Below are 14,014 nucleotides of genomic sequence, written 5' to 3' on the forward strand. Positions count from 1 at the left end.
CATGATCGAGCCGCTGAGCGGCCCCGACCCGGGAGAGACCGCGATGGCCGACCAGCAGACCACCGGCACCCCCGATCCCGCCGCGCGCCCGCTCGCCGACCGGGCCCCCGCCGTTCCGGCGCGCCGCGGCCTGCGCGCCCTGGTCCCCGGCCGCGGCGGCTGGTCCGGGTGGCTGGTCCGGGCCCCGCTGCCGATCGCGCTCGGCCTGTGGCTGGTGTCGCTGTCCGGCGTCCGGCTGGAACGGATGGGCACCCTCGGGCTGCTGCAGGCCCTGCCGCCGCTGTACTGGGCCGCCGTCGTCCTGCTCACCCTCGGCTTCGTCGCCACCCTGCGCGCGCCGCGCCTGCCGCAGCGCTGGGCGGCCGGGTACGTGGTCGGCCTGATCGCGCTGATCCACGCCACCCCCAGCCTGCTCTACCCCGAACTGCGGTACGCCTGGGCCTGGAAGCACGTCGCCGTCATCGACGCGATGATGCGCCACAACGGCTCGGTGCCGGGCGCGCACGACATGGACGTCTACGACCAGTGGCCCGGCTTCTTCCAGCTCAACGTGGTGTTCCTGCGCGCCACCGGCCTCCACTCGGCGCTCGGGTACGCCTCCTGGTACCCCGTACTGGCCAACCTGCTGCTGCTCGGCCCGCTGATGATGATCTACCGGACGCTCACCCAGGACCGCAGGCTGGTCTGGGGCGGCCTGTGGCTCTACTACTCCACCGCCTGGATCGGGCAGGACTACTTCTCCCCGCAGGCGTTCGCCTACTTCCTCTTCCTCACCCTGCTCGCGCTGGTGCTGCGGCGGCTCGCCGACACCCGCGCGAGCGGGCCGGGCCCGGACCCGGCGGGGCGGGCCCGGCCGACCGGGGCCCGGGCCCTGTCCCGGCGCTCCGACGCCGCCGGGCGGGCCGGCTGGCGCCCGGTGCCGTTCGCCCTGGTGATGGTGCTGGTGGCGGCGATCGTCTGCTCGCACCCGCTGACCCCGCTGATGATGATCAGCTTCCTGGCGCTGCTCTCACTGCCGCGCCGCAACCGGCGGGTGGTGGCGCCGGTGCTGGCCGGCGCGGTCGCGCTGACCTTCCTGTGGGACGCCACGGTCGCCCGCCCCTACATCTCCGCCAACCTCAGCAGCCTGGTCTCCGCGCTCGGTTCGCCGGACCAGAACGCCCTGCCCAACCTGTCCCGGCTCGGCACCGCCGCCCCGCAGCAGGTGATGGCCTCCTGGGTGGACCGCGGGCTGACCGCCTCCGTGCTGCTGCTCGCCGTGGTCGCCCTGCTCTGCCACCGCTGGGCCCGGCACAGCCCGCTGCCCTGGCTGCTGGTGGCCCCGCTGCCGCTGCTGCTCAGCAACAACTACGGCGGCGAGATGGTGTTCCGCGCCTACCTCTTCGCGCTGCCGGCCGCCGCGTTCCTGCTGGCCACCCTGCTGGTGCAGCCCCCGCCGCGCCGCCGGGTGCGGACCTGGATCTCGACGGTGGTGATGCTGGCGCTGCTGGCCGGGCTGTTCGTCGGCTACTACGCCAAGGAGACGATGAACTACTTCACCCCGCAGGAGGCCGCCGCCACCCGGTACCTCACCCAGCTGGCGCCGCCCGGGTCGCTGGTCGTCTCGGCCACCGGCGACCTGCCGGGCGGGGAGATGCGCTACGACCAGCTTCAGCGGATCGTGTTGTCCCAGGGCAGCCTCCCCGACCGGCAGCGGCTGCTCCAGGAGCCGCTGACGGCGCTGGAGGACACCATGAGCGACCCACGGCTGACCGGCCCGGCGTACCTGATCCTGACCCGGGCGCAGGCGGCGGACACCGACCTGACCGGCCTGTTCCCGGCGGGCACCGTCGAGCGGCTGAACGACGTCGTCGCGGCCTCCCCGGACTTCCTCCCGCTGTACAGCGGCCCCGACGCCGCCGTCTACCGCTACCTGCCGACCGTCCACGACGCAGCCCCCGCACCCGGCGGGGCACCGCAGCGATGACCGGCACCCTGCGTCCGCACCCGGCCCGGCTGATGCTGGCGCTGTCCGGGTGGCTCGCCCTGCTCACCACCCTGCTGCCGGCCGCCGACCCGGTCCGCACCACCGTGACCGCGGCGTTCCTGCTGCTCGGACCGGGCACCGCGGCCCTGCTGGCCGCCCCCGCCCGGGCCCGGTCCGCCAACTGGCCCGACCGGCTGGCCACCGTGGCGCTGGCGCTGGCGCTCAGCGCGGCCACCGTCACGCTGGTGGCCGTGGCGTTCTTCCTCGCCCACCTGTTCACCCTGGGCCGGGCGATGGCCGTACTGGCGCTGCTCACCTCGCTGCTCGCGCTGCTGCCCGGCCGCCGCGGCAGGCAGGACGGCGACGGACCGCCGCTGCCCGCGACGGACGAACCACCGGCGAGAGTCGCCGACCCGCGCCGCCGCGGCCGCCTCGGCCGGCGCAGCACCGTGGTCGCGGGCTCCTGCGTGCTGCTGCTCACCGCGGCCTGCGCCGGCCCGGCCGCGTCCCACGGCCTCACCGTCGTCCCGCAGAGCGCCGAGGCCACCGCGACCGGCGCCGCCGCCTCCGAGACCCCCGCCGCGCCCGGGGCCTGGCACCAGGTGTTCCGGGACGACTTCAACGGCCTCGGCCTGGACCCCGCCAACTGGGTGACCTGCTACGACTGGAACGACGCCGGCTGCACCAACGCGGGCAACCACGAGGAGCAGTGGTACCTGCCCGGCCAGGTCGCGGTGAACGGCGGCGCGCTGGTCCTGTCGGCCGAGCGCACGCCGACCGCGGGCAGCGACGGCAAGACCTACCCCTGGACCTCGGGCATGGTCAGCACCGGACGGCAGTCCTGGGACGGCACGCCCCTGCACACCTTCACGTACGGGTACTTCGCGGCCGCCATCCGGACCCCGCAGGACCCGCGGGGCATGTTCCCGGCCTTCTGGCTGATCCCTGCCGAGACCCGCGGCGCCCCGCCCGAACTCGACGTCGCCGAGTTCCCCGGCACGGACCAGTTCGTCTCGATGAACCTGCACTGGAAGACCGCGGACGGCGGCGACGGCAGCGTCGGCCACCGCTACACCCCGCAGAGCGTCTCCGCCGGCCCGACGGTGTTCGCGATGGACTGGGAGCCCGACTCGGTGACCTGGTACGTCGACGGTGTGCAGCAGTTCCGGGTGACCGACCCGGCCGTCATCCCGAGCGTGGCGATGGAGCTGATCCTCAACCTCGCGGTGGGGTACCCGCAGTCACCTCCGTCCGATGTCGACTCCGCCCAGTTGCACGTCGACTGGGTCGGGGTCTGGCAGCACTGATCCCGCCGAGGAAGCTGGGAGCCGACATGGAACGAGCCGGGCCCGCCCTGGACCCCGCGGTCCCCGTCCTGCTGGTCAAGGTGGGACGGTACCCGCAGGCGCACAGCCCGGTCGGTGTGGTCAGGTCGTTCGGGCGGCTCGGTGTCCCGGTCCACGCGATGGTGGAGGACCGCTTCACCCCGACCGCGGTCTCCCGGTACCTGACCCGGCCGCTGGTGGCGCCCACCGACGGCCGTGAGCCGCCCGAGCGGCTGGTCGCGCTGATCCGGGCGGCGGCCCGGTCGGTCGGCCGCCGCAGTGTCGCGGTGGCGACCGACGACGAGGCGGCGGTGCTGCTCGCCGAGCACGCCGACGAGCTCGCCGCCGACCTGCTGCTGCCCCCGGTGCCGCCCAAGCTGCCGCGGATGCTCGCGGACAAGGGCGAGCTGAGCGGGGTCTGCCTGGCCAACGACGTCCCGACCCCCCGCGCCCTCGCCCCGCGCGACCGGGGCGAGCTGCTGGCGGCCGCCCGGGACTGGGGCTACCCGGTGGTGCTGAAGAACGTCGGCTCGTTCAGCCGGCTGAGCCGCCCCGCGGTGGCCGCCACCACGGTGGTGCACGACGAGCGGGAGCTGCTGGCGGCCTGCCCGCCGGGGGTGGTGGCCTCGGTGCTGGTCCAGGAGTACCTGCCGGCGGAGCACGCCGAGGACTGGTTCACCCACCTGTGCTGCGGTCCCGGCGGCGAGGCGCTGGTGGTGTTCACGGGGGTCAAGCTGCGGTCCTGGCCGCCCGGCGCCGGGATCACCACCCGGGCCCGCGCGGTGCCCAACCCGGAGCTGGCCGAGCTGGCCGCCCGGCTGTGCCGGCAGATCGGCTACAGCGGGGTGGCCGACCTGGACTGGCGGCTGGACCGGCGCGACGGCCGGTACAAGCTGGTCGACTTCAACCCGCGGACCGGCGCCCAGTTCCGGCTCTTCGAGACGGCGGCCGGGGTGGACGTGGTCCGGGCCCTGCACCTGTCCCTCACCGGCCGGGAGGTCCCCCGCGGCGGGCAGCTGGCCCGGCGGTTCGGGGTGGGGCAGGTGGACCTGCTGTCGGCCGCGGTGACCGCCTGGCACGAGCGGCGCCCGCCGCGCGGGCTGCGCCCGCACCGCGGCACCGAGCGGGCGTGGCTGTGCCGGGACGACCCGGCACCGGCGCTCGCCGAAGCCGTCCGGTTCGGCGGAACGCCGGTGCTGCGGGTCGCCCGGCGGGCGCTCAGCGCGGCTTCGAGGCCACGGCCGCGCTGATCCGGCGGGCCGCGAAACCGGTGCCGGCGACGAACCGCAGCAGCGGGCCGAAGCTGTCCGCGGCGGACAGCCCGGAGAAGTACAGCCCCGGCACCGAGGACTCGAACCCGGCCGACAGCCGCGGCGCCCCCTGGGGGGTGAGGCGCAGCGCCCGCAGCACCGGCTCGTCGAGCAGGCCGATCCGTTCGACGTCGACCCGGTAGCCGGTGGCGGCCAGCACGTGGTCGGCCTCCACCGTGCGGGTCGGTCCCAGCAGCCGGAGCACGGCGGTGCTGTCGTCGGCCTCGGAGGACTCCAGGGTGTGGCCGGTCAGGACCGGTACCCGGCCGTCCACCCGCTCGCGCAGCCACCAGGCGCCGGCCGGGCCGAGCACCGTGCGCACCGACCTGGCCCGCCGCCGGTCGGGCAGGTAGCGGAAGGCGGCGGGGAGCCGGCTGAACGCCAGCAGTCCCCAGCCGGGGCCGAGCGGCGATCCGGGGCCGGCCAGCCGGGACGTCAGGGGCCGGTCGTGGTCCTGGTCGGTCTCGGGCGGGACGCCGAACAGCAGGTCGTGGGTGCGGGCCACCACGGTCGGCCGGGCGTCCGCCTCGTGCAGCAGCGCGGCGCTCTCCAGCGCCGACTGCCCGGCGCCGACCACCGCGACCCGCTGTCCGGCGAACTTCGCGAGGTCCACGTGGGCGTTGGGGTGGGAGGCCAGGCCCGCGTCGACCAGCGGCTGCAGCACCGGCGGGACCCAGGCGTACGGCTGGAGGCCGGTGGCGAGCACCACGGCGGCGCTGGTGAAGGTCTCGCCGGTGTCGAGGAGCAGGGTGAACCGCCCGTCCTCGTACCGCAGGCGGAGCACCTTGGTGCGTTCGACCTCGGGCACGCAGGTGCGTTCGAACCACTCGCCGTAGCTGATGAACTCCTCGATCGGGATGGGGTGCTGGTCGCCGCCGAGGGGGCGGCCGGCCTGGATCCGGAAGTCCTCCAGCCGGAACCGGCCCCAGGGGTCGGAGATGGAGGAGGCGCGGGGGGTGGACTTCAGGAACATCCCGACCGGCATCCGGGAGCGCCAGCTGTCCATCGGCTCGCCGAGGATCCGCATCGGGATCCCGCGGCCCTTGAGGTGGGCGGCGACGGCGAGGCCGTAGGGTCCGGCGCCGATGACCGTGACCGGGACGGTGGTGTCGGCTTTCACGGTCGCCTCCGCGGCGACGTGCGCCGGTCGGCGGGGCGGGACGGTCGGTGCGGCGTCATCGGGCCACCTCCTCGGGGCGGGGGAGTCCCCGCTTCCCAGGGTGCACCGTGGCCACGGGCCCGGCACGTCCGGCGGCGCGGCCCGCGGCGGCCGCGGGGCTCAGCCGACCAGGCGGGCCAGCGGGATGGCGTGCCCGGTGTGCTCCACCTTGGCCCGCAGGTAGCGGATGTTGCTGGCGGAGACGTGCACGCCGGTCGGGACGTGCTCGGTGACCTCGATGCCGAGGGCGGCGAGCTGGTGCGCCTTGTCGGGGTTGTTGCTGAGCAGGCGGACCGCGGTGGCGCCGAGGGTGGTGAGCATCTGGGCGGCTGCGGTGTAGTCGCGGCCGTCCTCGGGCAGGCCGAGCGCGGTGTTGGCCTGGTAGGTGTCGAGCCCGGTGTCCTGCAGCGCGTAGGCGTCCAGCTTGTTGTAGAGGCCGATGCCGCGGCCCTCCTGGCGCAGGTAGAGCAGGTAGCCGCCGGCCTCGGCGATCAGCTCGGCGGACTCGCGCAGCTGCGGGCCGCAGTCGCAGCGGTCGGAGCCGAAGACGTCGCCGGTGAGGCACTCGGAGTGCAGCCGGACCAGGGGCGCGGCGCCGGCGGCGGGGTCGCCGAGGGCGAGCGCGAGGTGCTCGGCGCCGTCGGCGAGGCCGTGGAAGGTGAAGACCTCCGCCTCGACGTGGTAGCCGTCCGGGAAGGTCAGCGGGATGCGGACCCGCGAGCGCACTGTGGCGGGGGAGGGCGCGGCTGCGGGCTGGTGCTGGTCGGTCTCGGTCTGCGTCATGCCCGGCCTCCGGCGTGGTTCAGATTTGAACGGTGTCTCGGGCTGAGACCGTACACCTTAGTTCCAATTTGAACAACATGGGTTTTCGGGAGCCACTTTCGGCCCACCATCCCCAGCCGCCACCGGCGGGCACCACGCACAGTGGGCAGGGGGAGCAGCCGACACGACGAGGGAAGCTCCATGTCCAAGGCATTCGGATTCACCGACTACGGCGGCCCGCAGCACCAGGCGTTCCTCGACCGGCCGGCCCCCGCGCCCGGCCCGGGCCAGCTGCGGATCGCCGTGCGGGCCGCCGGGGTCAACCCGATCGACTGGAAGATCCGCCGGGGCCTGACCGGCAAGCACCTGGCGCTGCCGGGCGTGCTCGGGGTGGAGGCGGCGGGCGTGGTCGAGGCGGTCGGCGAAGGGGTGGCCGGCTTCGCCGTGGGCGACGAGGTGTTCGGGGTGGCCGCGGTCGGCGGCTACGCCCGGCAGACCCTGCTGGCGGCCGACGCCACCGCCCGCAAACCCGCCGGCGTCACCTTCGCCCAGGCCGCCGCGCTGCCGGTGGCCGCCGCCACCGCGTACGACGGGGTGGACAGCGTCGGGCTCACGGCCGGGCAGACCCTGCTGATCCTCGGCATCGCGGGCGGCGTCGGGAGCGTGGCCGCCCAGCTCGCCCGGGCCCGCGGCCTGCGGGTGCTGGGCACCGCGAGCGACGCCCGCCGGGCCTTCGTCGAATCCCTCGGCGCCACCCAGATCCGGTACGGCGACGGCGTGCAGCAGCGCATCCTGGCCGAGGCGCCGCAGGGCGTCGACGGCATCCTCGACCTGGTCGGCGGCGCGGACGCCAGGGCGGCGGCCGGGACGCTCGCCGACCGCAGCCGGCTGATCGCCACCTCCGACCCCGGCACCGCCGCCGAGCTGGGCGGATCGTTCATCCGCCGCAGCCCGGCCGCCCCCACCCTGGCCGCGCTCGCCGACCTGGTCGCAGCCGGCCGCCTGGACCCGCAGATCACCGCCACCTACCCGCTGGAGCAGGCCGCCGAGGCACTGGCCGAGGTCGAGTCCGGCCACGCCCGCGGCAAGCTGATCCTGGAAGTGAGCTGACCCGTGAAGATCACCACCACGACCCCCGGCGCGCCCTGCTGGGTCGAGCTGGGCACCGTCGACCCGGGGGCCGCCAAGTCCTTCTACGCGGAGCTGTTCGGCTGGCGGGTCGAGGAGGACCCCCGCGAGGAGGCCGGCGGGTACACCAGTCTCCTGCTGGGCGACGCCCCGGTGGCCGGGCTGACACCCCTGCACCAGCCCGAGCAGCCGACCGCCTGGACCGTCTCCTTCGCGGTCGCCGACGCGGACGCGAGCGCCGCCGCGGTCACCGCGGCCGGCGGCCGGATCCTGCTGGAACCGTCCGAGGTGTTCGACCTGGGACGGTTCGCGGTCGCCGCCGACCCGGCCGGCGCGGCCTTCTCGCTCTGGCAGGCCCGGGCCTTCAACGGCGTCGCCGTGATCGACGAGCCGGGCTCGCTGGGCTGGGTCGAGCTGACCACCCGGGCCGTGCAGCAGGCCAAGGAGTTCTACCCGAGGGTGTTCGGCTGGAGCGTCACGGTCGGCGAGATGTACACCCAGTGGGGCCTGCGCGGACACGACTTCGGCGGGATGGCCGACATGACCGACCAGTTCCCCGCCGACACCCCGCCCTACTGGATGCCGTACTTCGCGGTGGCCGACGTCGACCGCACCGCCGAGCGGGCCGCCGCACTCGGCGCGTCCGTGCTGCTGCCGCCCACCGACGTCCCGGACGGACCCCGGCTGGCGGTCCTCAAGGACCAGCAGGGCGCGGTGTTCGGGGTGCACGTGGCGGGCGCCGCCGGGTAGCGGCGGCCTCACGCGTCCGCCGGCTGCTCCTCGTCCTCGTCCTCGGCCGGAGCCGGCGCCGCCTGGGGGCGGCCCGGCCGGCGGACCGCGGGGCGCAGCGCGGTGCCGGCGGCCGCCAGCGTGATCAGCACGCACGTCACCGGCACCCAGTCACCCAGCCGGTCGTACCAGGTCAGCGCGGTGGGGGCGGCCAGCGGCAGGCTCACCGTGACGGATCCGGTGGCGCCGGTGTCCATCCGGGCCAGCCGCCGGCCCTGCCGGTCGTACGCGACGGACTCGCCGGTGAGCGCGGCCTGGACCACCGGACGGCCGGTCTCGGCGGCCCGGATCGCCCCCAGCGAGGCGTGCTGCGCCGGGGCCCAGGTGTTCTGGAAGGTCGAGGTCGCCGACTGGTAGACGATCAGCCGGGCACCGTCCCGGGCGGCCGTCCTGGACATGTCGGGGAACGCCGACTCGAAGCAGATCAGCGCGCCGACCGGCATCGCCTGGCCCGCGCGGTCGGTGGTGGGCAGCAGGTGGAAGGAGGTGCCGGGGGCGCGGTTCTCGCCCGCCGCCGCGCTCACCCCCGCGATCCAGCCCAGCAGCGGACGCAGCGGGATGTACTCGCCGAACGGCACCAGCCGGATCTTGCGGTAGCGGGCCGCCACCCCGTCCGGGGTGACCAGCACGGCGTCCTTGGAGATCCGGCCGTCGGCCTTCCTGGCGTCCTCGCCGACCAGCAACTGGGCGCCGCTGAGCGCGGCCAGCGCCCGGACGTCGCCCAGCGCCGCCGGATCGCGGTCCAGGTCGGCGGTGGTGCTGCTCTCGCCCCACACCACCAGGTCGACCGGCTGCCCCACCAGCTTCTGGCTGATCCGGACGTTCGCGGCCAGCCTGGCGTCCGCGTCCGCGGTCTGGCCGGGCTGCACCAGCGCCACCGTGGCCAGCCCCTGCGGGGCGCTCTGCCGCTGCACCGCGAACAGCAGCGGCCCCGACACCAGGGCCGCCACCAGCACCGCCGCCGCCAGCGCGCGGACCGGCGGCCGGTGCGCGGTGAGCACGATCAGCACCGCCGTGTTGGCCGCCGCCACCGCCGCGCTGACCAGCCACACCCCGCCGACCGAGGCCAGCCCCAGGATCGCCGGGTGCTCCCACTGGCTGGCGCCCAGCAGCGCCCACGGACCGCCGAGCGCGGCCCAGGAGCGGGCGAACTCGCAGGTCACCCAGACCGCCGGGACCACCACCAGGGCGGTCAGCGCCCGCCGCGGGGTCAGCGGCGGGTGCAGGGTGCGCCAGACCGCGAGGCCCAGCGCCGCCTGGAGCGCGCCGAACAGCAGCGCCAGCAGGACCAGCCCCGGGCCGATCGACGGGATCAGCCAGTACATCGCGACCAGGATGAAGCCCGCGCCGAACCACCAGCCGCGCACCGCCGCCTCCCGGCCGCTGGGCGCCCGCTGCATCGCCAGCATCCCGGGGACCAGGGCGACCCACGCCAGCATCGCCAGCCCCAGCCCCGGGAAGGCCAGCACGGGCAGGGCCCCCGAACCGAGGGCGGCGTAACGGGCGGGCTGGGTGAGGCCGGCACGAAGGGTCATGCCGTGATTGTCCGCTTCTTGAGGCCCGGTCACCTCATTCCCGGGTCACCCGCGTGGCGGACCGGAGGTGAAGATCTGGTGTACCCCCGGTCCGCGCGGCGGGAGGCTCAGCCCTCGCCCTCCAGATCGCCCTCGGTCTCCAGGAAGGCGGTCCGCAGCGCGTCGATCAGCGCGGGGTCCGGCTCGGCCCACAGACCGCGCTCGGCGGCCTCCAGCAGGCGCTCGCTGATCCCGTGCAGCGCCCACGGGTTGGCGCCGGTGAGGAACTCCCGGTTGACCGGGTCGAGCACGTACTCCTCGGTCAGCTTCTCGTACATCCAGTCCGCGACCACGCCGGTGGTGGCGTCGTAGCCGAACAGGTAGTCCACCGTAGCGGCCATCTCGAAGGCGCCCTTGTAGCCGTGCCGGCGCATCGCCTCCAGCCAGCGCGGGTTGACCACCCGGGCGCGGAACACCCGGGCCGCCTCCTCGGTCAGGGTGCGGGTGCGGACCGTCTCGGGCCGGGTCGAGTCGCCGATGTACGCGGCCGGGTTCTTCCCGGTCAGCGCGCGCACGGTGGCGACCATGCCGCCGTGGTACTGGAAGTAGTCGTCGGAGTCCGCGATGTCGTGCTCACGGGTGTCGGTGTTCTTGGCCGCGACGGTGATCCGCTTGTACGCGGTCTCCATCTCCTCGCGGGCCGGGCGGCCGTTCAGCTCGCGGCCGTAGGCGTAGCCGCCCCAGACCGTGTAGACCTCGGCCAGGTCGGCGTCGGTGCGCCAGTCCCGGCTGTCGATCAGCTGCAGCAGACCGGCGCCGTAGGTGCCCGGCCGGGAGCCGAAGACCCGGACGGTGGCCTTGCGCTCGTCACCGTGCACCGCCAGGTCGGCCTGCACGTGCGCCCGCACGAAGTTGTCCGCCGGTGCCTCCTCCTGCCGGGCGGCGAGCCGCACCGCGTCGTCCAGCAGCGCCACCACGTGCGGGAAGGCGTCCCGGAAGAAGCCGGAGATCCGCAGCGTCACGTCGATCCGGGGACGGCCCAGCTCCTCGAGCGGGATCACCTCCAGGCCGGTGACCCGGCGCGACGCGTCGTCCCAGACCGGGCGCACGCCCAGCAGGGCGAAGGCCTCCGCGATGTCGTCGCCGGCCGTGCGCATCGCGCTGGTGCCCCACAGCGACAGGCCGACCGACGGCGGGTACGCGCCGTCGTTGTCCGCCAGGTAGCGCTCGACCAGCGAGGCGGCCAGCGCCTGCCCGGTCTCCCAGGCCAGCCGGCTGGGCACGGCCTTCGGGTCGACCGAGTAGAAGTTGCGGCCGGTCGGCAGCACGTTGACCAGGCCGCGCAGCGGCGAGCCGGACGGGCCGGCCGGCACGAAGCCGCCGTTCAGCGCGTGCAGCACCGCGTCCAGCTCGTCGGTGGTGGCGGCGAGCCGGGGCACCACCTGGCGGGCGGCGAAGTCCAGCACCGCACGGACCGCGTCCGGGTGCCCGGCGGCGGCCTTCTCCACCGCCTCCGGCGCCCAGTCCTCGGCCTCCATCGCCTCGACCAGGGCGCGGGCCTGCGCCTCGGCCGCGTCCGTGGCGCCCAGGGTCGGCGCGGCCTCGTCCAGACCGAGCGCCTCGCGCAGGCCGGGCAGCGCGCTGACCCCGCCCCAGATCTGCCGGGCCCGCAGGATCGCCAGCACGATGTTGACCCGGTCGGTGCCCTGCGGCGCCTGGCCGAGCACGTGCAGCCCGTCCCGGATCTGGGCGTCCTTCACCTCGCACAGCCAGCCGTCGACGTGCAGCAGGAAGTCGTCGAAGCCGTCGTCCTCGGGCCGCTCGTCCAGGCCCAGGTCGTGGTCCAGGCGGGCGGCCTGGATCAGGGTCCAGATCTGGGCCCGGATCGCCGGCAGCTTGGCCGGGTCCATCGCCGCGATGTTGGAGTGCTCGTCCAGCAGCTGCTCCAGCCGGGCGATGTCCCCGTACGAGTCGGCGCGGGCCATCGGCGGCACCAGGTGGTCGACCAGGGTGGCGTGGGCGCGGCGCTTGGCCTGGGTGCCCTCGCCCGGGTCGTTGACCAGGAAGGGGTAGATCAGCGGCAGGTCGCCGAGTACCGCGTCCGGCCCGCAGTCGGCGGACAGCGCGGCGGTCTTGCCGGGCAGCCACTCCAGGTTGCCGTGCTTGCCGAGGTGGATCACGGCGTCGGCGCCGAAGCCGCCGTCCGACTGCTCGGCCGCGATCCAGCGGTAGGCGGCCAGGTAGTGGTGGCTGGGCGGCAGGTCCGGGTCGTGGTAGATCGCCACCGGGTTGGCGCCGAAACCGCGCGGCGGCTGGATCAGCACCAGCAGGTTCCCGGACCGGATCGCGGCCAGCACGATGTCGCCGTCCGGGTTCTGCGAGCGGTCCACGTACAGCTCGCCGGGCGGCGGGCCCCAGTGCTCCTCGACCTGGCCGCGCAGGCCCTCCGGGAGGGTGGCGTACCAGCGGCGGTAGTCCGCGGCCGGGATCCGGACCGGGTTGCGGGCCAGCTGGTCCTCGGTCAGCCAGTCCTGGTCGTACCCGCCCGCCGCGATCAGCGCGTGGATCAGCGCATCACCCTCGTGCTGGTCCTCGGAGGCATCGTCGTCCAGGCCCGGCAGGTCGGTGCCCAGGTCCATGCCCTCCGCGCGCAGCCGCGCCAGCAGCCGCATCGCGGAGGCCGGGGTGTCCAGACCGACCGCGTTGCCGACCCGGGCGTGCTTGGTCGGGTACGCCGAGAGCACCAGCGCGAGCCGCCGCTCGGCGGCCGGGACGTGCCGCAGCCGGGCGTGCCGGACCGCGATGCCCGCCACCCGGGCGGCCCGCTCGGGGTCGGCCGCGTAGACGGTCAGCCCGTCCTCGTCCAGCTCCTTGAACGAGAACGGCACGGTGATCAGACGGCCGTCGAACTCCGGGACGGCGATCTGGGTGGCGGTGTCCAGCGGGGACAGCCCGTCGTCGCTGGCCTCCCAGGCCGCCCGCGACCAGGTCAGGCAGAGCGCCTGGAGGATCGGGCGGTCCAGCGCGGCGAGCGCGCCCGCGTCCCAGGCCTCCTCGTCGCCGCCGGCCTGCGCGTCGGCCGGGCGGGTGCCGCCGGCCGCCAGCACGGTGGTGACGATCGCGTCGGCGGTCCCCAGGCGCGCCAGCAGCTCCGGCTCGGCGCCGCGCAGCGAGGAGCAGTACAGCGGCAGCGCCTGCGCGCCCCGGTCCTCGATCGCCCGGCAGAGCGTCTCGACGAAGCCGGTGTTGCCGCTCATGTGGTGCGCGCGGTAGTACAGCACCGCGATCACCGGGCCCTCGGCGGTGCGGGCGGTGCGCTCCAGCGGTCCCCACTCCGGCGCGGAGACCGGCGGCGCGAAGCCGTGGCCGGTCAGCAGCACCGTGTCGGACAGGAAGGCGCCCAGTTCGGCCAGGTTGGCCGGGCCGCCGTGCGCGAGGTAGGCGTGCGCCTCGGCGGCGAGCCCGGCCGGGACGGTGGACAGCTCCATCAGCTGGGCGTCCGGGGCCTGCTCGCCGGTCAGCACCACCACCGGGCGGGGGCCGGCCAGCAGCGCGTCCAGGCCCTCCTGCCAGGCGCGGCGGCCGCCGAGCAGCCGGACGATCACCAGGTCGGTGCCCTCGGTCAGCGCGGGCAGGTCCTCGACGGCCAGCCGGGCCGGATTGCCCAGGCGGTACGGCACCGGGCCGTTCGAGGCGCGGGCGCTGAGCAGGTCGGTGTCGGAGGTCGACAGCAGCAGGATCATGCGAGGGGCCTCCCGGCCTCGTCGGCGAACGGGCGGGCGGCGCAGGACATGCGGCAGCGCACAGGTCAAGCCTTCCTCGGGGTCCGCGCCCCGTGGCGGTTCCCCCCGGCCACGCGCCGGAGGGCTGGTCTGAGGGACGGCAGGAGTTCCTGGCTCCCACGGCGGTGAACCGTGGTCACAGTGGCGGGACCGCACCGGGTTTGCACCGGTTTCCTCCCCTTGCGCCGTCGCTGGCACGGGTGGCCCGCGGGCCACCCGGGCAGCATCGTACGGGGTGCCGACCGGCTGCGGAGCTGGTCCGCGGCTGTGATCTACGAG

The 14,014-nt window shown here is 75.3% G+C and carries 9 protein-coding genes and 1 riboswitch; of the genes, 5 read left to right on the forward strand and 4 right to left on the reverse strand.

Features of this window, described 5'->3' with window-relative positions; translation table 11 throughout:
- Nucleotide 1 precedes the first annotated feature (1 nt).
- From AC2TEW_RS23860 to AC2TEW_RS23870, 3 genes are read left to right on the forward strand one after another with little or no spacing between them, the layout of a single operon-like run.
- Nucleotides 2-1,966, forward strand: coding sequence for a glycosyltransferase (locus tag AC2TEW_RS23860; RefSeq protein ID WP_484625377.1), 1,965 nt, complete (start codon nt 2-4; stop codon nt 1,964-1,966).
- Nucleotides 1,963-3,273, forward strand: coding sequence for a glycoside hydrolase family 16 protein (locus AC2TEW_RS23865; RefSeq protein ID WP_484625378.1), 1,311 nt, complete (start codon nt 1,963-1,965; stop codon nt 3,271-3,273). Before AC2TEW_RS23860 ends, AC2TEW_RS23865 begins: the two co-directional genes overlap by 4 nt.
- 26 nt (nt 3,274-3,299) lie before the next feature.
- Nucleotides 3,300-4,541, forward strand: a complete 1,242-nt coding sequence (locus AC2TEW_RS23870; RefSeq protein ID WP_484625379.1) for a carboxylate--amine ligase — start codon at nt 3,300-3,302, stop codon at nt 4,539-4,541.
- On the opposite strand, the gene AC2TEW_RS23875 is transcribed toward AC2TEW_RS23870, so the two are convergent.
- Together AC2TEW_RS23875 and AC2TEW_RS23880 are read right to left on the reverse strand one after the other, a co-directional pair.
- Entirely contained in the window at nt 4,510-5,721 is a 1,212-nt protein-coding gene (locus AC2TEW_RS23875) for an FAD-dependent oxidoreductase (protein WP_484625380.1), read from the reverse strand. The two genes, AC2TEW_RS23870 and AC2TEW_RS23875, sit on opposite strands and share 32 nt — an antisense overlap.
- A 159-nt stretch (nt 5,722-5,880) precedes the next feature.
- Nucleotides 5,881-6,543 carry a GTP cyclohydrolase II gene (locus tag AC2TEW_RS23880; protein ID WP_484625381.1) on the reverse strand — a complete coding sequence of 221 codons (663 nt, stop codon included), beginning with the start codon at nt 6,541-6,543 and terminating at the stop codon, nt 5,881-5,883.
- 180 nt (nt 6,544-6,723) lie between these two features.
- Between AC2TEW_RS23880 and AC2TEW_RS23885 the strand changes: the two genes are divergently transcribed.
- Together AC2TEW_RS23885 and AC2TEW_RS23890 are read left to right on the forward strand one after the other, a co-directional pair.
- Nucleotides 6,724-7,632: an NADP-dependent oxidoreductase gene (locus AC2TEW_RS23885; RefSeq protein ID WP_484625382.1), complete on the forward strand. Its 909-nt coding sequence runs from the start codon at nt 6,724-6,726 to the stop codon at nt 7,630-7,632.
- 3 nt (nt 7,633-7,635) lie between these two features.
- The gene (locus AC2TEW_RS23890) at nt 7,636-8,400 is read left to right on the forward strand and encodes a VOC family protein (protein ID WP_484625383.1); all 765 of its coding nucleotides are present in this window, start codon (nt 7,636-7,638) and stop codon (nt 8,398-8,400) included.
- Between the two features lie 8 nt (nt 8,401-8,408).
- Here AC2TEW_RS23890 and lnt read toward each other — a convergent pair whose 3' ends face one another.
- Together lnt and cobN are read right to left on the reverse strand one after the other, a co-directional pair.
- Complete coding sequence (gene lnt, locus AC2TEW_RS23895) at nt 8,409-9,974, reverse strand: apolipoprotein N-acyltransferase (protein WP_484625384.1); 1,566 nt, start codon at nt 9,972-9,974, stop codon at nt 8,409-8,411.
- Between the two features lie 107 nt (nt 9,975-10,081).
- On the reverse strand, nt 10,082-13,696 hold the full coding sequence (gene cobN / locus AC2TEW_RS23900) for a cobaltochelatase subunit CobN (RefSeq protein WP_484625385.1): 3,615 nt from the start codon (nt 13,694-13,696) through the stop codon (nt 10,082-10,084).
- A gap of 121 nt (nt 13,697-13,817) precedes the next feature.
- Nucleotides 13,818-13,940, reverse strand: a riboswitch (cobalamin riboswitch).
- Nucleotides 13,941-14,014 lie beyond the last annotated feature (74 nt).

This window comes from Kitasatospora sp. NEAU-CNBT7, assembly GCF_057220535.1.

What these genes read in the sequence shown, in the direction of transcription:
- AC2TEW_RS23860 (WP_484625377.1), top strand. Translation starts at nt 2, where the DNA reads ATGATCGAGCCGCTGAGCGGCCCCGACCCGGGAGAGACCGCGATGGCC.
- cobN (WP_484625385.1), bottom strand. Translation starts at nt 13,696, where the DNA reads ATGATCCTGCTGCTGTCGACCTCCGACACCGACCTGCTCAGCGCCCGC.
- lnt (WP_484625384.1), bottom strand. Translation starts at nt 9,974, where the DNA reads ATGACCCTTCGTGCCGGCCTCACCCAGCCCGCCCGTTACGCCGCCCTC.
- AC2TEW_RS23885 (WP_484625382.1), top strand. Translation starts at nt 6,724, where the DNA reads ATGTCCAAGGCATTCGGATTCACCGACTACGGCGGCCCGCAGCACCAG.
- AC2TEW_RS23880 (WP_484625381.1), bottom strand. Translation starts at nt 6,543, where the DNA reads ATGACGCAGACCGAGACCGACCAGCACCAGCCCGCAGCCGCGCCCTCC.
- AC2TEW_RS23870 (WP_484625379.1), top strand. Translation starts at nt 3,300, where the DNA reads ATGGAACGAGCCGGGCCCGCCCTGGACCCCGCGGTCCCCGTCCTGCTG.
- AC2TEW_RS23865 (WP_484625378.1), top strand. Translation starts at nt 1,963, where the DNA reads ATGACCGGCACCCTGCGTCCGCACCCGGCCCGGCTGATGCTGGCGCTG.